We start from the raw sequence: 17,551 nt of genomic DNA, 5'->3' as shown, positions 1-17,551 counted from the left end.
GATCGACCCACTCGATCCAGACGCGCCGACGAGGTCACACCCGAGCCGATCGATCATGCCGTACACCTGCTCGCTGGTGGGGCGCAGCAGAAACGCGGACGATCCATGCACCACCACCTCCCACCCTCAGTAACGAGATCGCCACGCTATCGGCATGCGCCGACAAAATCTGGAGGGAGGGAGCGCGGATTCCTTCGCCGGCTGAGGCAGGCGGTCGCCTCCGCGCGGATCTGATGGAGCGTGACGGGGTGGAGCGCCTGCTCGCGGAGGCGGGGGCGGACAGCAGGCGGTTGCGGCACGCCCTGACCCTCCTGTGCGACGCCCAGTGGTGGACGCTGGCCGATCTGGTCAGGGAGACCGCCACGTCCAGGCGTACCGTCGAGACCCTCCTGCGCGAACTCCCCATGGAGCGGAAGGGCGACGCGTTCCGGATCCCGCTGACCCACACCAACGACTACCAGGACCTCCTCGCACTGGCCCCGCCGCCGGAGGATCCGGTGGCCCACCTGCTCCCCCACTACGCCTCCGAGCTCACCCGCCTCAAGGACCTCGTGGCCCGGGCCCCGCGCGCCCGTCACGTGCTCGACCACGTCTCGGCCACCCCCGAGACGATCCTGCGGCGGGCGCTGCTGCTGGGCGCCCGCTTCTGGCTCCCCGGCACACGCCTGTTGTGCGTGGGCGACCACGACCTGACCTCGCTGGCCGTCAAACTGATCCATCCGGAGACCGACGTCACGGTGGTCGACATCGACGAGCGCATCCTGGCGTACATCGACGCCCAGCACCTGGGCGTCCGCACCCGCTGGGCCGATCTGCGCCTCGGCCTGCCCGCGTCCGCCCGTGATCACGACCTCGCGCTCACCGACCCGCCGTACACGCCGGAGGGCACGGGCCTGTTCGTGGCACGCGCCGCCGAGGCTCTGACCGACAACGGCCGCATTTTGCTCGCGTACGGCGCCAGCGAACGTACCCCGATGCTGGCCTTCAAGGTCCAGCAGGCCTTGGCGGACCTCAACCTCGCCTACGAAGCCATCTATCCAGACTTCAACCGATATTTCGGGGCAGAAGCCATCGGCTCGGCCGCCGACATGTACATCCTCCGACCCACCACCAAGACGCGCCCGGCCGTGACGTCCCGCCTGAGCCGCCAAACCACCACCATCTACACTCAAGGCCCACAATCGGTCGAAAGCGCCCATAACGCCCTCTCAGCCCCGCAGGAGGCCATCCAGGGCTTCAACCCCGACCTGCTGGTGGGCGAATGGCCCAAGGACCTCACCGAGCCCCGGGTACGGCTCTCGACCTGGCTCGCCAAGCCGTACGCCGCCACCCTGGACCGCGTGGCCGTGGCCCTGCCCCCGGGCCTGGAGGCCGCCCTCCCCCGCATCCTCCTGGCGACCCGCGCCTCCCACGTACGCGTCGTGGGCTCCGACCTCCCGCCACTGCCTGACGTACTGTCCACGGTCTACAAACTGAGCGCCGGCGGCGACATCCTGGACGCCGTACGCCTGCCACAACCGCCCGGCGACGCGGCCTCGGTGCTGCGCAGGATCCTGGACAACGGGCACGCCAAGCTGGCCAACACATGGCGCGAGGCCCTCATCGCGGTGGCCCGCACCCAAGGCTCGACCCTGACCAAGAACGAGGCCCGCACCCTCATCGCCGAAGCCGCCCCCTGGTCGGAAGGCCTGACCCCCCTGGACGCCCCCCTCCACCGCCTCTCCACCCTCCCCGAAGCAGTCACCACAACCATCTCCGCCCTGACCACAACCACCTGACCCACCCCAACCTCCACCGAAGGGCCCGGGGCATCCGACCACGGCCAAAGCCAGACCGGTGCGTCACAACCGAGTCCAGTCGAGCCGGGGCCTATCGAGGCCAGCCCTATCGAGGCGCGGGCGTGTCGAGGCGCGGGCCTATCGAGGCGCGGGCCTATCGATGTCGGGGCGTGTCGACCAGCAGCGGGTCGATGTCGCAGTTCGCCCTCACCGCCGCGGACACGGGCTCGGGCTCGGGCTCGGCTACCTTCCCGGTTGACCGCCGCGAGTTTGGGTCGCCGTCGCGGGGCGCGGGTCGCAGTCGCCGTCCCGATCGCAGCAACCGGCCGCGGGCCCGGCCACCGTCGCCGGGCGCGGTCACCCTCCCGGTTCACCGCCGCGAATCTCGGTCACCATCCCGCTCACCATCACGGGGCGCGGTCACCGTCCCGGGCACCGTGGGGGTCACCGTCACAGTCACGGGTCGCAGTCGCCGTCCCGATCATCGTCGCGGTCGCGGGTCCCGGTCATCGTGGCGATGGCCGCCGCGGTCGCGGGGTCCGGTCATCATCTCAGTCTCCGTCCCGGGGCACCGTCCCGGGGCGCCGTAACGGGGCACCGTCTCGGGGCTCCGTAACGGGGCACCGTCTCGGGGCGTCGTCCCGGAGCACCGTAACGGGGCACGGTCGCGGGCACCGTCGCGGTCGTGGGGCACCGTCGCGGTCGCGGGGCACCGTCGCGGTCGTGGGGCGCTGTTGCGGTCGCGGGGCACCGTCGCGGTCGGGGGGCGCCGTCGCGGTCGGGGGGCGCCGTCGCGGGCGGGGGCGCCGTCGCGGTCGGGGGGCGCCGTCGCGGTCGGGGGGCGCCGTCGCGCAACCGCGATGTCTCGAATGTCCGTTACAGTCGTGGTCGCCAGCGGGGGTCGGGTGGGTGGCGGTTGGGTCAGGTTGCGGCGACGATGCGGCCCTGGACCACGCGCCCCAAGCCGTCCAGCGCCACGAGGGCGGCAACCAGGTCCTGGGCGGGCGCCGATCCTCCGGCCCAGCTCACGGTCACGTAGTGGCCCATCGCCCGTGCCTGGGCCCGGCTGCCGGTCGGCTCGAACACGGCGTCCTGCCGTACGAACCCGTCCTTGCCCAGCGCCGACACCAGCGCATCAGCCGCCCGCCCGTCGCTCAGGTTGAAGATGACGAACTGACCCGCCACCGCACCCCCCTTGTACGTGGCCTGGAGCGCCTGCGTGCAACCCGTGGCCGAGACCCCCCAGAGAACCTCGTCACAGTCGCTGAACTGCTGCGTGGCGTCCAGACGCATGACGCCCAGGGTCTGGGTGGCCGGGGTGAAGACCTCGTTCAGGGTGAGAGGCGCGGCGTCGTTCTGGCGGCTGTCGATGGCGGAGTAGAAGGCGGAGGTGGGCTCGGCGTGGAAGCTGGCGGGCCTGGGATCCTCGCGCCGCAGCCACGTCCAACCGGCCACCGCGACGACCGCCACGAGGGCGATCCCCAAGGGGATGAGAACACGGCGCGGCATCAGCAGGCCACCTCCGCAATCGCGACGACATCCCGAGACCCTGGGCGGCTGTCCTCCACGATCGCGACAACTCCCCCGGACCTCAGGCGACCGCCCTCGATGATCGTGACGACGTCACGGGAGCGGTGCCAGGGGCGGGTGTTGTTCGAGGGCGGGTGGTTCGGCATCAGGAGGACGGTCCTGTGATCGTGACGACGCGGCGGTAGACGGCCTTCTCCGCACCGCGCAGCGCCAGAGTGAGTGAGACGAAGTCGTCCTTGGGGCCGGGATCCGCGCCGTCGGTCTTCCCCAGCCACACCAGGCCGACGTAGTGGCCGAGGGCGTAGCCGCCCGCCTCCGAGTAGCCGCCCGCGGGGAAGGCGGCCTTGGGGGACTCCAGGGGACGCGTCCAGCCGCCCCGGTAAAGCGTCTTCAACGACTCCACCAGATCGGCTGCCGACTTACCGTCCTTGAGGTTGAGTAGCGTGTACTGGCCGATGTACCGGCCGTCGGAGCTCGCGTAGAGGCCGCGGGCGACTTGGGTGCATTCGGCGTCCGACACCAGTTGGAGGAGGTTCGGACCCCACAGCGCCGCCGAGCAGTCGGTGTCGAGTTTCTTCGCGACCAGCTTGAGCTTGAGCTTCTTGGACACGGCGAATTCGCTCTGGCCGAACACTTCCTTCTCGGTCAATGCCCGCTGGTCCTTGGCCCTGTCCGTGACGGGGTCGAACAGCTTGGGCGAGCCCCACCCCCTGAAGACGTGCGGGAGCGCCGTGTCCGGCGCGATCACGGAGGCGCTGGCCTGCTGCTGCGGGGAGTAGCCGCCGATGGAGTTGATGGCGGCCACCAGCCCCGCCCCACCGGCCAGCACGGCGACGATCGTGGCGATGATGACGATCAGCCGCTGCTGCTTGGGACGCAGCCCCATGTCGGTGAGCAGCGGGAGCTGCCAGTCAGAAGGCTGGGTACGCCGTCGCGTACGTGAGAACTTTCCCGGCCGCCCGCCATCATCGGCCTTCCCCTCGCGAGCCTGAGAAGCCGAAGCTCCATCGTCGGCCCCGAAGTCCCATCCGCCATCGTCGCCCAGCCGATCATCCTCGGCCCCGACCACTGACCAACCGCCATCGGCCCCAGCCACCAACCGGCCGCCATCGGCTCCAGCCACCGAGCGACTGCCGTCGGCCTCAGCCGCCGAGCGACTGCCGTCGGCCTCAGCCGCCGAGCGACTGCCGTCGGCCTCAGCCGCCGAACGGCCGCCTTTGGTCCCGCCTGCCGCACGGCGACCGCGGCCTCCGGATGCCGAACGGCCTCCATCGGTCTCGGATGCCGAACGTCGACCGCCGGATCGGCGGGATCTGGTCCCGTCGGTGACGGACCGCATACCGCTGACCGCCCAGTCACCACCGACCGCATCGGCCGCGGACTCCTCGCCGTCGGCCGCCCAGTTTCCACGGTCGGCGTCACTCGCGGACTGGTCGTCCGCGCTATGGCTCGCCTTCGCCCGCCTGCGCCCCGAACGCCTTTCAGTGCTGCTACCGGACGGCAACCGCCCGCCACCAGTCGCCTCGGCCAACAGCCGACCATCGTAGCCCTGGCCTGCCGCAGACCAGTCACCGCCCACTGCGGCCCCGCCACTGGCTCCAGCCCCGTGAGAGGCTCCGGCTCCGGCTCCGGCTCCAGCACCGGCACCGGCACCGGCACCGGCACCATGCCTACCCCCGTCGCCGGAGTGCCGGCCACCTCCACCGGCCGTCGGCTGTGCATCGCCGCTCGACTGCCAGCCACCGTCCGCGCCTGCCGCCGGCCAGCCGCCAACTGCGTGGCCGCCGCCATCCGGGCCTACGGACGGCCGACCGCGACCGGCCCGCCCGTCGTCGGCCGCGCCCGCCGACCGGCGACCACCGGCACGACGGCTGCCTCGTCCCTCCGACGCGGGCCAGCCGCCGCCAGTACGGTCGGCGTCACCCGAGCCTGACGCCCGGCGACCGCCAGGACCGCCTGTGTCCTGCGCCTCTCGAGCCGGCCAACTCCCACCGGCGTCCTGCACATCCCGGGCCGGCCAACTGCCACCGGCGTCCTGCACATTCCGCGCGGGCCAGCTGCCACCCGTGTCCTGGACATCCCGCGCAGGCCAGCTACCACCCGCGCCCTGCACATCCCGAGCCGGCCAAGTACCACCGGCGTCCTGCACATTCCGCGCGGGCCAGCTGCCGCCCGCGTCCTGCACATCCCGCGCAGGCCAGCTACCACCCGCGCCCTGCACATCCCGAGCCGGCCAACTACCACCCGCCCGGCCAGCGCCCTCGGCGCCTGAGGCCCGGCGACCACCAGCACCGCCAGCACCGCCAGCACCGCCAGCGTCCCGCATATCCCGCGCAGGCCAACTGCCGCCCGCGTCTTGAACCTCCCGCGCAGGCCAACTACCGCCAGCCCGGCCAGCGCCCTCGGCGCCTGAGGCCCGGCGACCACCAGCACCGCTGGCATCCTGCACATCCCGGGCCGGCCAGCTGCCACCCGCGTCCTGGATATCCCGGGCAGGCCAACTACCGCCAGCGTCCTGGACGTCACGGGCCGGCCAACTACCGCCAGCGTCACGCATGTCCCGAGCAGGCCAACTACCACCCGCGTCCTGGACATCGCGGGCAGGCCAACTACCGCCTGCGTCATGAGCCTCCCGCGCGGGCCAACTACCGCTACCCTGGCCGGCGGCGTCCGGGTCTGGGGTCGGCTGGCCGGGGGCGGGGGTGGTGGGGTTGTCCTGGGCTCTGCCGGCCGAGCGGCTGCCGCGAGTGCGGCCCGTGCCGTCCTGGCCGGAGGAGGATCTGCCGTGACCGCCCGAACCGGCTCTCCTGCGGGCCATCACAGGCCCGCCGCCCCGATCAGGTTGCCGAGGCCGAACGTGACCGCCGCGGCGATCGCGCCCACCATGAGCTGGCGCAATCCTGAGTACCACCAGCTGCGCGCCGTCACCGCCGAGACCAGCGCGCCCGCCACGAACAGGGCCACGCAGGACACCGCGGCCGACAGCACCAGGTCCCTGGCGCCGAACAGGTACGGCAGCAGGGGCAGCACCGCCCCCACGCTGAACGACAGGAACGACGACACCGCGGCCAGCGCCGGTGAGGGCAGGTCGCCTGGGACGACGCCCAGTTCGTTCTGGGCGTGGACCTCCAGCGCGCGGTCCGGGTTGCGGGAGATCTGCCTGGACACCTCGGTGGCCAGGCCGGGCTCCACGCCCTTGTCGACGAACGTCTGTGCCAGCTCCGCCTCCTCGTCGTCAGGGTGGCGGGCGAGCTCGCGCCGTTCGACGGCGATCTCGGCCTGAGCCAGCTCGCGCTGGCTGGCGACCGAGACGTACTCACCGCCCGCCATGGACAGGGCGCCGGCGGCGAGCCCGGCGACGCCTCCGAGGGCGATGACCTTGGTGTTGGTCGTGCCGCCCGCGACACCTGCGATGAGCGCGAAGTTCGACACCAGGCCGTCCATCGCGCCGAACACCGAGGGCCGCAACCAGCCTCCGGTGACGTCACGATGCTGGTGGTGGATCTCCGCGCGACCGCTCATCGCGAGTTCTTCTCCTTCGTCACGACTTCGGCGTCAGATGCGTCTACCCCGTCGGCGGGGGTCACATCATCCGCCGACGGCGCCGGGGCGTCCGTGACTTCGGCGTCCGTGGTCTTCTCGGCCGCCGGTGCCCCGTCGTCCGCGGCTTCGGCGTCCTTGGACGACCCGGCCGCCGAAGTCGGGTCGTCCGCGGCTTCAGGGGCCTTGGACGACTCGGCCGTTGGTGGAGAGCTTGGGGTGTCCTCACCGTCGTCGGTCGAGGTGGACTCCTCCGCCGCCTTCTCCTGCGTGTCCTCGGAGTCGGCGTCCGCCTGGTCGGCGGGGTGGGCCGGGTCGGCCGGGGCCACGATCTCCACGCTGTCCCGGTTCCTGGCCAGCCAGAAGTACGCCAGCGCCGCCACGAACAGCACGATCGACGTCCACTGGTTGATCCGCAGCCCGAGGAACGTCACCGCGTGGTCCACGCCGCCGACCGGGTCGATGCGCAGCCCCTCGATCCAGAAGCGGCCCAGCGTATAGCCGGCGACGTAGAGGGCGAACAGCCGCCCGTGGTGCAGGGCGAGGCGCCGGCCCACGAAGATGAGCACGAAGCCGAGCGCCACGTCCCACAGCGACTCGTACAGGAAGGTCGGGTGGTAGAGCACCCCCGGCTCGCCCCCGTGGTCGCCGTCGATCTCCAGGCCCCACGGCAGCGTGGTCGGCGAGCCGTAGAGCTCCTGGTTGAACCAGTTGCCCCAGCGGCCGATGGCCTGGGCGAAGGCGATGCCGGGCGCGACCGTGTCGGCGACGGCGCTCATGGAGATGCCGCGTTTGCGTACGGCGAACCAGACGCCGAGCGCGCCGAGTGAGATCGCGCCCCAGATGCCGAGGCCGCCCTCCCAGATGTAGAGCGCCTTGATGGGCTCCTTGATCGCGCGGCTGCCGAAGTAGGTCTGCCAGTCGGTGATGACGTGGTAGAGGCGGCCGCCGATCAGGCCGAAGATGACCGCGGGGACCGCGATGTCGACGATCGTCCCCTTCTGGCCACCGCGGGCCTGCCAGCGCCGCTCGCTCAGCCAGACGGCGACGATGACGCCGAGCACGATGCATAGCGCATAAGCCCGGATCGGGATGATTCCGAGATACCAGACCCCCTGGGAAGGGCTGGGAATCGAGGCAAGGGGCATGTCAGGTGAGGGTAGCGGAAGTGAGACTACTTGGCCGCCTTCGTAATCGCTTCGCGAAGATCTTGCGGGCTGAAGAGTACGGGATTGTCGATTTCCTTGCCGTTCAGTTTCACCGTCGGCGTATGGTCGATCTTCTGCGCGTCGATGACCTTCTTGCTGTACGCGAGCTGCGCGTCGGCGTGCTTCTGCGTGGTGACGCACTGGTCGAAGTCGGGCGCGGTCACCCCGGCCTGCTTGCCCCAGTTCTTCAGCTGGTCGACCGTGAAGCCGGCCTCGGTCTCGGACGGCTGGTTCTGGTAGAGCAGGTCGTGGAAGGCGATCCACTGCTTGCCGTCGGCGACACACCGGGCGGCGCTGCCCGCGCGTACGGAGTTGGACTTGGTCGGCTCCTGGGAGAAGATCGTGATCGGGTGGTAGACGACCTTGGCCTTGCCCTCGGCGGCGAGGTTCTTGAAGGTCTGGCTGCTGACCCGCTCGAGCTCCTTGCAGGCGGGACACTGGAAGTCCTCGTAGATGTCCACCACGGGCGCGGTGACGCCCTCGTTGGCCATCACGACCGAACCGTCGGGCTGCACCGTGACCGCCGCGAGCGCCCCGCCGGCCTTCTCCGACTGCGAGGTGCTGGCCGCGTACCACCAGCCGAGCCCGACGGCGGCCACCGCGACCGCCCCGGCGGTCACGTACGTGGCGATGCGCCTGCGCCTGTCACGCAGCCGTGCCTCGGCCTGCTGTTCCCTGATCTTCTCGCGCGCCGTCTTCGTCTTGGTGCGCTCAGCCTTGCTCATCGTCGTCATCCCCTTCATTACGATTGTCGCCCCCCAGTCCGAGGGCGCCGTCGAGCGCGAAACGGCCCGGCGGGAAACGCACCGCCCAGGCGCCGAGCAGCACGAGCCCGAAGTCGCGCAGGATGTCGAGCAAGTACGTCGGCTCCTCCCCTACCCCCAGCTGGCCGCCGCCACCGAAGCAGCCGCAGTCGATCCGCAGGCCGTGCGCCCACGCCCAGGCGATGCCGAACACGAAGGCGAACATGAGCAGCCCGGCGATCACCGCGGCCACCCTGGTCAGCAGACCGACGACCAGCAGCAGGCCGACGACGATCTCCAGGATCGGCAGGGTGTAGCCCACCGTGACGGCGATCGGCTCGGGCAGCAACTGGTAAGCCTTGACCGCCACGACCGAATCGGCCGGGTTGCCGATCTTGAGCCCACCCGCCGCGATCAGCACCCCGCCCAGGACGAGCCGGGCGACGGTCGTCACCCAGGGTATCGCTGAGAACTCACCGCGTGACGATAGTGACGCGTCCACACGCCATCTCCTCTTTCTCTGCACCGGGATGGGCACAGTACCGGGAATCCATATGACCACGCGGCGGATAAGCACCGGCTAAGCCGTGTTTCTTGCGGGAATTACGCAGTCAAGTAAAAATTTACTCATGCAGGTAACGGTCACGGGCTCTGCCAGACGGGCGCAGATCGTGACGGCGACCATCGCGACGATCGCCGAGCTCGGCTACCACCAGGCGTCGTTCGCCCGGATCGCCCGCTCTGCCGGTCTCAGCAGCACACGCCTGATCTCGTACCACTTCGAGGGCAAGGACGAGCTGATCGGCCAGGTGATCGAGACCCTCCAGGGGCGGCTCTCGGCGTACATGACCGAGCGGGTGAGCGCCCCCCGCACGGCCGGCGCGGCGCTGGAGACGTACATCCGCTCCCTGGCGGAGTACGCCGGCGAGCACCGCGCCGAGATGCGCGCGGCCACCCAGATCCTCCTCAACCACCGCACCGAGGCCACCGGCCTGTCGGCGCTGTCCCAGATCGAGCGGTTACTGGTCTGGGGGCAGGAGAGCGGCGAGTTCGGGACGTTCAACGTGCGGGTGACGGCGATGGCGGTCCAGCGCGCGCTGGACGGGCTGCCGTTCCTGCTCGAGGCCGACCCCGAGGCGGACCCGGCCGAGTACGCCGACGAGCTGGCCGCGCTGTTCGCCAGGGCGGTCCGGGCATGAGCGGCCCGCTCAGCCGCACGTGAACCTGGCCTGGCCCCAGTCGGCATGGTCGTTGCCGTTCCCGTCGCCGCCGTCCCCGGCCACCAGGTCCACGTAACGGGCTCCGGTCAGGTCGGCGCTCAGCTCGTACGCCGGGTCGGCGGCCCGCAGGACCGGGCTACGGGCCACCGACGCCCCGTCCGCCACCACGGCGAACTGCACGGATCCCCGCGTGGCCTGCACGTCGTCGACCCCGACGAACGCCGTGAACCCCCTACACGCGCCGCCCAGGTAGAAACGGACTTTGGCCGGCGCATGTGTGCCGAGCCCCTTGGCGAACGTCCGCCCGCCGACGACGATCGGCCCGCCGTCGGCCTCGCCGGTGTCGCCGTTGGACCGGTCACGCTCCACCGGCCCCCAGCCGTTGTCCGCGGTGATCCACTCCAGGTCGCTCGCGTAGGCGTCCCCCGCGGGCGGCCGGGGCAGCGTGCGCACGGTCGCGGAAGCGGTGAGCCGCTTCGCCACGCCGCCCACGGTGTAGCCGGCGGTGGCCCCGAGCTCGTAGCTCCCGGAGGCGTCCGCGGGCGGGGTGACCTGCCAGGTCGTGGTCAGCTTCCCACCGGGATCGACGGTGCCGGTACCGTCGCCGGTGACCGTCCACCCGTCCGGGACGTCCAGCGTCACCCGCACGTCCTGCGCCGGCGCGTCCTCGAGGTTCGTGAACGTGGTGACGACCTCGTTGGCCCTCCCTTGCTCGAGGACGGCGGCGGGCGCGACCTCCAGCGACCCGCACGCCTGCGCGTCCGGCGCCGCGCCGAGGTCGGTCACGGAGAAGTCGTCGAGGACGAAGTCGGCCCCGGCCTGCTCGGCCTTGAGCGAGCGCAGCCCGACCCACACGTCCCCGCATCCCGCGACCACCCGTTCCCTGAACGTGGCCGTGGTCCGCCGCTCGGGGATGGGCGTGCGCCGCGTCTCGACGGTGGCGCCGCTCTTGTCGTAGCCGGTCACCCACTGGTAGGTGTCCGCCTGCGCGCTCTGGTAGGCGAAGGACACCTCGTACGCGTGCCCCGGCTCGAACCGGGCGGTCCACGGCAGCGTGCGGTAGATGAGCCCCTGGCGCTCCTCGTGCGCCTTCAGCGACCAGTCGCCGCTCAGCACGTCGTCGATCGTCTTGCCGTTCCACCCGGCCTGCGTGTACGGCTCGTGCCGCTCGGACAGGTGCGTGCGCGCGTCGAACGACCCGCCCGCGTCCCCCTTCACGAACGGCCCCCAGCCGGGCTCGGCCGACTCGAACGTCTCCACGTCACCGGCCGGCTCCCGCTCGAACAGCCGCACGTCATCTACCCGCACGCCCCCGTCCGCGGCGGCGGCCGTGATCCGCAGCGTGGCCGACGTGCCGGGCGCGGTGAAGGTCACCTTGGCCCGCTGGAAGAAGGTGTCGTGCTTCTCGTCGGAGGCGATGTAGTTCCTGGCCGTGGACCTGCGGACCGTCACCGCCTGCCCGGCGATCTCCAGGGTGGTCTCGCGGGTCCTGCCCGGCTCGACCTCGACGAACGCGGAGGCGGTGTAGGTGCGGCCGGGCCGCAGACCCGTCAGCCGCTGCTCAAGCCGCGCCTGCGCGCCGCCGCCGAGCAGCGCCACCCGCTGGCCCAGGTCGTTCTTGCGGACGCTCACGGGGCCCGTGACGGTCCATCCGGCGAGCCGGTCGCCGTTGAAACCGGGGTCGCGCACGCCGCCGCCCTGCCCCCAGCCCGGGTCCGGCTGCCGGGGCGCCTTGCCGGGGTAGAGCACGTACGGCACGCCCGCCTCCGCCCGTAACGTGATCTTCCCGTGGTCCGGGGTGACCGTACCGGCCGGCACCCGCCCCTGGTCGGTGAGCCGGTACACGGTCATCGGCCGGTCGGCGTCCCAGGTCGTGTCCCCTCCCGCGGGGTTGTAGTGGTAGTACTTGCCCTGCCACGGCAGCAGGTAGGCGCCCCCGTCGAGCACCTTGTGCCCGCCGGCGAACAGCTCGCGCCTCCCGTCCCGGTACGTGCCGCGCACGCCGCCGGTGAAGACGATCTCGTCGGCGTTCCAATCCATGATCTTGTAGTGCTGCAGGAACTTGACCGGCAGGTTGTGCTCCCAGATGTTGCGGTAGAACGCGGTGAAGTCGTTCTTCGCCTGCCAGCCCTCGAACTCGACGATCCGGGCGTTGCCGAGGATCGGATGGGCGTTCCAGACGTCCTTCTCGTCGTTGCGGATGAACCGGATGATCTGGGAGTTCAGCCCCTTGTTGGTGACCCCGCCGTAGTTGAGGTCGTTGGCCCAGTGGGACCACAGGGACGAGCGTTCCAGCTTGTCCGACCACTCCGTGGTCACCTGCCAGCCCTGCTCGCGCAGCTCGGCAAGGGTGCGGTCGGCGACCCAGCCGAACGGCCTGAACACGTCCACGTACAGCACCGCGAGGTTGCGGTCGGTCTCGCCGCGCAGCTGTGCGAAGCGCCCGGCCAGGCTGCCTCTGGTGAGGTCGCCGCGCTGGTCGATCAGGTACGCCTGGTCGAGCCAGTTCCAGCCCTTGGCGGCCTTGCCGACGAGCTGCTCGCTGAAGCTTTTGGCCTCGGGGTAGGACTCGGTGGCGTTGACGTGCACGCCGAACGTGGCGTTCCAGCCCTTGCCGGCCTTGAGCAGCGTGTTCAGGTCCTTCAGCCCGCCCGCGCGCCGGTTGTAGTTGCCGCCGTAGTCGGGGTGCGCCGCGTCGTGGCCCTCCGACTGGTAGCCCTTGAGCAGCGCGAGCTGCCCGAGGCCGTCGGTGGCCAGCGAGATGCGCTTGACGTCGTCCAGGGTGCGCAGGAACGGGTGCGTGGCCTGGCTGGAGAAGTTGAACGGGATGTGCGTCACCACCCGGTCCCTGGTCCGCTCGGCGCCGGGCGCCTTGACGGCGACGGCCCTGAACGCCACCGCGCCGTCCTGCCAGTCGAGCGCCCCGTCGCCGTTGGTGTCGGGCGTGATCACGACCTTGGCCCAGGGCGGCTCCTCGGTGAACGGCGAGCCGGTCGCGCGGTGCGTCCACTGGCCGCTCCACACGCCCACGGTGACCGTGCCGCCGGCGTCCTTCCTGGCCTGGTGCCAGAGCCTGGCGGCGTCGCGGTCGGTGACGCCCGAGGGGCGGTCGTAGGTGGAGTTCGTCTCGATCGCCGCGGCCAGCCGGTCGGTGTTCACGATCCCGTACGTGGCCCCGACCGGATTGTCGTCGGGCGCGGTGCCCGGGGTGACCTGGGCGAAGACGTCGGCGGTGCGGGTGGAGTTCGGGTCCAGCCGGGTGAACGCGGTCGCCGCGCCCGGCTGCGCGCTCGACACCGACACCAGGTCGTGGCCGGGCAGGTCGATGGTGTTGACGCGGAACGCCTCGGTGTCGGCCACCGAGTCGATCCGGAACGTCGTCACCCGGCCCTTGACCCCGATGCTCGCCCCGAGCGTGACGCCGTCGAGATCGGGGAAGGTCAGCCGGTAGCGGGCGGTCGCGCCGTCGTTCCCGGTCAGCACCACGGTGGCGGCCCGCGCCTGGCCGTTGAGGACGACGGCGGGCACGCCCGCGCTGCCGCCGAGCGTGGCGCCGCTCGCCCGGTCGGTGTAGCCCAGGACGCGCGGGAATTCCGGATCGAGCTCCACGCGCAGCGCCGGGGACGAGATCGCGATCGGCCGGGCCACCCGCGCCGGCCTGGGCGGCTCGTTCTGCGCGGTGGGGCTGGGCGGGGGCGCACCGGTCCGCGGCGCCTCCGGGGACGGTAACTCGTACGTCGGTGCGGGCGACGGGGTGGCCGACGGGGTGGATGACGGTACGGGCTCGGAACCGGCGGACGCCGGTGCGGTCATGGCCGTGACCGCGAGTGCGAGGGCCGCTGCGAAGGTGACGGGACTGGGACGCATCGGTGTCCTTTCGGGGTCGTGCGTCACACCGCTTCGGGGCCCCGATCATCACCCGCCCCGGCCCGCACGCCAAGGACCTACGCGCCAGATCCTTGCACCAGTCCCGAAATTTCGTCACATAGGCGGTAAAACACCCTTACCGGCGGACCCCCTGGGCCATGTCCCTGGCCAGGGCTCCGATGGAGGCCCGGCCCTCGGCCTCGTCGGACGCGTCGAGGATGCGGCGGATGAACGCCGACCCCACGATCACGCCGTCGGCGTAGGCCGCCACCTCGGCCGCCTGCGCGCCCGTGCCCACGCCGAGACCCACGCACACCGGCAGGTCCGTGTGCGCCCGGGTCCGCTCGACGAGGCCCTCGGCGGCGACGTTGACGCTCTCCCTGGCGCCGGTGACGCCCATCAGCGAGGCCGCGTACACGAAGCCCGTGCAGCAGTCGACGACGGCCTTGATGCGCTGCTCGGTCGAGCTGGGCGCCACCAGGAACACCGTGTCGATGCCCGCGGACGCCGACGCCGCCCGCCACGGCTCCGACTCCTCGGGCGTCAGGTCGGGCGTGATCGTGCCCACGCCGCCCGCGTCGGCGAGGTCGCGGGCGAACCGCTCGGCGCCGTACTTGTCGATGGGGTTCCAGTACGTCATGACGAGCGTGGCGGCGCCGGTGGCCGCGACGCCCTCGACCGTGCGCAGCACGTCGGCGATGCGCGTGCCGTTGACCAGCGAGCGGTGCACCGCGTCCTGGATCGTCGGCCCGTCCATGAGCGGGTCGGAGTAGGGCAGGCCGATCTCGATGACGTCGCAGCCGGCCTCGACCAGGGCCGCTGCCGCGGCGACGTCGCCGCCCTTGGAGGGGAAGCCCGCGGGCAGGTAGCCGACGAGCGCGGCCCGGTTGTCCGCCTTCGCCTTGGCGAAAACCGTCTGAAGAGTCGTCATGTCTGTCCGTTTCGAAGGTCGAGTCCCACCATTTATGCCCCGGCGCAGGGCCCCGCGCCGGGGTGGCGGCTCGTCAGAGGTTGAAGTATTTCATCGCCGTGCCCATGTCTTTGTCGCCGCGTCCGGAGAGGTTGACCAGGATGGTCGCCTCGGGGCCGAGCTCGCGGCCCAGCTCCAGCGCGCCCGCCAGGGCGTGGGAGGACTCGATGGCCGGGATGATGCCCTCGGTCCTGGCCAGCAGCGAGAACGCGGCCATCGCCGCGTCGTCGGTGACACCGTGGTAGGTGGCGCGGCCCGAATCCTTCAGCCAGGCGTGCTCGGGGCCGACGCCCGGGTAGTCGAGCCCGGCCGAGATCGAGTGGGACTCGATGGTCTGGCCCTCGTCGTCCTGCAGCACGTAGGTGCGCGAGCCGTGCAGCACGCCGATCGAGCCGGCGGTGAGCGTCAGCGCGTGCTCGCCGGACTCCAGACCGCGCCCGGCGGCCTCGTAGCCGTGCAGCTGGACGCCCTCGTCGCCGAGGAACGCGTGGAAGATGCCGATCGCGTTGCTGCCGCCGCCGACCGCCGCGCACACCGCGTCGGGCAGGCCGCCGGTCAGCTCCTGGATCTGGCGGCGGGCCTCGACGCCGATGATGCGCGCGAAGTCACGGACGATCTCGGGGAACGGGTGCGGCCCCGCGATCGTGCCGAACAGGTAGTGGGTGGTGTCGACGTTGGTCACCCAGTCGCGGAACGCCTCGTTGATGGCGTCCTTCAGCGTCTGGGAGCCGTTGGTCACCGGCACCACGGTGGCGCCGAGCAGCTTCATCCTGGCGACGTTGAGCGCCTGGCGCTCGCAGTCGACCGCGCCCATGTAGATCACGCACTCCAGGCCGAGCAGGGCGGCCGCGGTGGCGGTGGCCACGCCGTGCTGGCCCGCGCCGGTCTCGGCGATCACGCGCTTCTTGCCCAGCCGCTTGGTCAGCAGGGCCTGGCCGAGCACGTTGTTGATCTTGTGAGCACCGGTGTGGGTGAGGTCCTCACGCTTGAGCACGATCCTGGCGCCGCCCGCGTGCTCGCTGAAGCGCGGCACATCGGTCAACGTGGTCGGCCGGCCCGCGTACGTGCGCAGCAGATGGTCGAACTCCCGCAGGAACTCCGGGTCGTTCTTGGCCTTCTCGTAGACCGCGGCCACCTCGTCGAGCGCCGGGATGAGCGCCTCGGGGACGAACCGGCCGCCGAAGATGCCGAACTTGCCGTGCACGTCGGGGTCGTCGCCGAGCGGGCCGTTGCCCGTCAGGTCGGCGGCGGTCAGGATGGAGCCTTCGTGTGCCACTGCTATCCCTCTGCTGAGTGGTCGGGGCGCGTCGCGGGATGGGCTCCGGCGGTCACCAGGGCCTCCACAGCCTTGCGCGGGTCCTTGCCGGTGACCAGGCTCTCCCCGACCAGGACGGCGTCGGCGCCGGCCCTGGCATAGGCGAGCAGGTCGTGCGGGCCGCGCACGCCCGACTCGGCAATCTTGATCACATTATCGGGGATCTTGGGCGCCAGCTTCGTGAAGACCTCGCGGTCGACTTCGAGTGTCTTGAGGTTGCGCGCGTTGATCCCGATGACCCGGGCGCCGGCGGCGACCGCCCGCTCGAGCTCCTCCTCGGTGTGCACCTCGACCAGCGGGGTGAGCCCGATCGACTCGGCCCGCTCGATCAGCGACACCAGCGCCTCCTGCTCCAGGCAGACGACCATCAGCAGCGCCAGGTCGGCGCCGTGGGCCCGGGCCTCCCAGAGCTGGTAGGAGGTCAGGATGAAGTCTTTGCGCAGGATCGGGATGTCGACCCGGGCGCGCACCGCCGCCAGGTCCTCGAGGCTGCCGCCGAACTTGCGTCGCTCGGTCAGCACGCTGATGACGTGGGCGCCGCCCTCTTCGTAGTCGGCCGCCAGCGCGGCCGGGTCGGCGATGGCGGCCAGCGCGCCCTTGGACGGGCTGGACCGCTTGACCTCGGCGATCACCGAGATCCTGTCGCCCCCGAGCGCGGCCATGGCGTCTCTGGGGGCGTGGGCGCGCTCGGCCCGCCGCTTGAGCTCGTCAATGGACACGGCCTGCTGACGTGCGGCGAGGTCGGCGCGCACCCCGTCGAGGATGTCGTCGAGGACACTCGGCCCTTCCGTCCGCTCACTCACGCGCTTGAGGTCCCTCCGGTCGACTGTGGGGGCGGCGGAGAGTTCGCGTCGCGTCCGCTCTCTGCCTTGTCCTGCGATGGTATCGGCCCGCACGGGGTCACCTCACCACAGGCCCCCCAAGTGGGAGGCCCTACGGAGCGAGGAACGCCCCGAACGGCAGGTTACGGACAACCCAGTAGACCATGATGAGGGCGATGAAGGCCCACAGCCACGCCGGATGGGCCAGCGTGGTGCGTCTCGGCCTGCCCTGCCAGGCGCGTACGACCCATCTCCCCCACCAGAACAGCAGGAACGGCATCATGGCCACGGCGAGAGGGTTCATCCCGAGCGCGGTGGCCGGGTCGAGGTGGGCGAGCGCGTGGATGGTGCGCAGCGTGCCGCAGCCCGGGCAGTAGAGGTGGGTGATGTACAGGAACGGGCAGGTCGGGTAGTGACCCGGCTGGTTGGGGTCCACCAGCCCGACGAACGCGAACACGGCGGCCGTCGCGCCCGCAACACCGAGCGGCGCGAGCAGGCCCTTGAGGCGTGCCGTGCCGCGCCGCTCGGTTGTTGCGATGCTCATGCTCCCAGTATCCGC

The 17,551-nt window shown here is 71.3% G+C and carries 13 protein-coding genes; 2 read left to right on the top strand and 11 right to left on the bottom strand.

Translation table 11 applies throughout. The features are described 5' to 3' along the window. The first annotated feature begins 233 nt into the window (after nucleotides 1–233). Nucleotides 234–1,778, top strand: a complete 1,545-nt coding sequence (locus ACIBI9_RS03170) for a bis-aminopropyl spermidine synthase family protein (protein WP_397220260.1) — start codon at nucleotides 234–236, stop codon at nucleotides 1,776–1,778. 921 nt (nucleotides 1,779–2,699) lie between these two features. Here ACIBI9_RS03170 and ACIBI9_RS03165 read toward each other — a convergent pair. From ACIBI9_RS03165 to ACIBI9_RS03140, 6 genes are all read right to left on the bottom strand, one after another. After that, complete coding sequence (locus ACIBI9_RS03165; protein WP_397220259.1) at nucleotides 2,700–3,287, bottom strand: hypothetical protein; 588 nt, start codon at nucleotides 3,285–3,287, stop codon at nucleotides 2,700–2,702. A gap of 166 nt (nucleotides 3,288–3,453) precedes the next feature. Then, nucleotides 3,454–4,194 (bottom strand): hypothetical protein, encoded by a 741-nt coding sequence (locus ACIBI9_RS03160; protein ID WP_397220258.1) that lies wholly within the window; start codon nucleotides 4,192–4,194, stop codon nucleotides 3,454–3,456. A gap of 1,931 nt (nucleotides 4,195–6,125) precedes the next feature. Next, nucleotides 6,126–6,830 (bottom strand): VIT1/CCC1 transporter family protein, encoded by a 705-nt coding sequence (locus ACIBI9_RS03155; RefSeq protein WP_397220257.1) that lies wholly within the window; start codon nucleotides 6,828–6,830, stop codon nucleotides 6,126–6,128. Next, complete coding sequence (lgt, locus tag ACIBI9_RS03150; RefSeq protein WP_397220256.1) at nucleotides 6,827–7,912, bottom strand: prolipoprotein diacylglyceryl transferase; 1,086 nt, start codon at nucleotides 7,910–7,912, stop codon at nucleotides 6,827–6,829. Before lgt ends, ACIBI9_RS03155 begins: the two co-directional genes overlap by 4 nt. 110 nt (nucleotides 7,913–8,022) lie before the next feature. After that, a complete protein-coding gene (locus ACIBI9_RS03145) occupies nucleotides 8,023–8,781 on the bottom strand; it encodes a DsbA family protein (RefSeq protein ID WP_397220255.1) in 759 nt (252 codons plus the stop codon). Further along, a complete protein-coding gene (locus ACIBI9_RS03140) occupies nucleotides 8,768–9,253 on the bottom strand; it encodes a MauE/DoxX family redox-associated membrane protein (RefSeq protein ID WP_397220254.1) in 486 nt (161 codons plus the stop codon). Before ACIBI9_RS03140 ends, ACIBI9_RS03145 begins: the two co-directional genes overlap by 14 nt. Before the next feature lie 175 nt (nucleotides 9,254–9,428). Here ACIBI9_RS03140 and ACIBI9_RS03135 point away from each other — a divergent pair, with 175 nt between their 5' ends. Beyond that, nucleotides 9,429–9,998 (top strand): TetR/AcrR family transcriptional regulator, encoded by a 570-nt coding sequence (locus ACIBI9_RS03135; RefSeq protein WP_397220253.1) that lies wholly within the window; start codon nucleotides 9,429–9,431, stop codon nucleotides 9,996–9,998. 9 nt (nucleotides 9,999–10,007) lie between these two features. Here the strand turns inward: ACIBI9_RS03135 and ACIBI9_RS03130 are convergent, their stop codons facing one another. The 5 genes from ACIBI9_RS03130 to ACIBI9_RS03110 all read right to left on the bottom strand — a co-directional run bounded on the left by ACIBI9_RS03130 (nucleotide 10,008) and on the right by ACIBI9_RS03110 (nucleotide 17,536). Next, a complete protein-coding gene (locus ACIBI9_RS03130; RefSeq protein WP_397220252.1) occupies nucleotides 10,008–13,886 on the bottom strand; it encodes an endo-alpha-N-acetylgalactosaminidase family protein in 3,879 nt (1,292 codons plus the stop codon). 136 nt (nucleotides 13,887–14,022) lie between these two features. Continuing rightward, complete coding sequence (gene trpA / locus ACIBI9_RS03125) at nucleotides 14,023–14,817, bottom strand: tryptophan synthase subunit alpha (protein ID WP_397220251.1); 795 nt, start codon at nucleotides 14,815–14,817, stop codon at nucleotides 14,023–14,025. Between the two features lie 73 nt (nucleotides 14,818–14,890). Beyond that, nucleotides 14,891–16,111 carry a tryptophan synthase subunit beta gene (trpB, locus tag ACIBI9_RS03120; RefSeq protein WP_397220826.1) on the bottom strand — a complete coding sequence of 407 codons (1,221 nt, stop codon included), beginning with the start codon at nucleotides 16,109–16,111 and terminating at the stop codon, nucleotides 14,891–14,893. Nucleotides 16,112–16,134: 23 nt separating this feature from the next. Continuing rightward, a complete protein-coding gene (gene trpC / locus ACIBI9_RS03115) occupies nucleotides 16,135–16,974 on the bottom strand; it encodes an indole-3-glycerol phosphate synthase TrpC (protein WP_192792295.1) in 840 nt (279 codons plus the stop codon). Between the two features lie 130 nt (nucleotides 16,975–17,104). Continuing rightward, nucleotides 17,105–17,536 carry a DUF2752 domain-containing protein gene (locus ACIBI9_RS03110; RefSeq protein ID WP_397220250.1) on the bottom strand — a complete coding sequence of 144 codons (432 nt, stop codon included), beginning with the start codon at nucleotides 17,534–17,536 and terminating at the stop codon, nucleotides 17,105–17,107. Between the last annotated feature and the right edge of the window lie 15 nt (nucleotides 17,537–17,551).

This window comes from Nonomuraea sp. NPDC050451 (assembly GCF_044458585.1).
This window is presented reverse-complemented; position numbering and strand designations above follow the sequence as displayed.

Bases quoted from the DNA above. Each gene is read 5' to 3' on its own strand.
- ACIBI9_RS03170 (WP_397220260.1), top strand. From the start codon at position 234: ATGGAGCGTGACGGGGTGGAGCGCCTGCTCGCGGAGGCGGGGGCGGAC.
- ACIBI9_RS03165 (WP_397220259.1), bottom strand. From the start codon at position 3,287: ATGCCGCGCCGTGTTCTCATCCCCTTGGGGATCGCCCTCGTGGCGGTC.
- ACIBI9_RS03160 (WP_397220258.1), bottom strand. From the start codon at position 4,194: ATGGGGCTGCGTCCCAAGCAGCAGCGGCTGATCGTCATCATCGCCACG.
- ACIBI9_RS03155 (WP_397220257.1), bottom strand. From the start codon at position 6,830: ATGAGCGGTCGCGCGGAGATCCACCACCAGCATCGTGACGTCACCGGA.
- ACIBI9_RS03145 (WP_397220255.1), bottom strand. From the start codon at position 8,781: ATGAGCAAGGCTGAGCGCACCAAGACGAAGACGGCGCGCGAGAAGATC.
- ACIBI9_RS03135 (WP_397220253.1), top strand. From the start codon at position 9,429: ATGCAGGTAACGGTCACGGGCTCTGCCAGACGGGCGCAGATCGTGACG.
- ACIBI9_RS03130 (WP_397220252.1), bottom strand. From the start codon at position 13,886: ATGCGTCCCAGTCCCGTCACCTTCGCAGCGGCCCTCGCACTCGCGGTC.
- trpA (WP_397220251.1), bottom strand. From the start codon at position 14,817: ATGACGACTCTTCAGACGGTTTTCGCCAAGGCGAAGGCGGACAACCGG.
- ACIBI9_RS03110 (WP_397220250.1), bottom strand. From the start codon at position 17,536: ATGAGCATCGCAACAACCGAGCGGCGCGGCACGGCACGCCTCAAGGGC.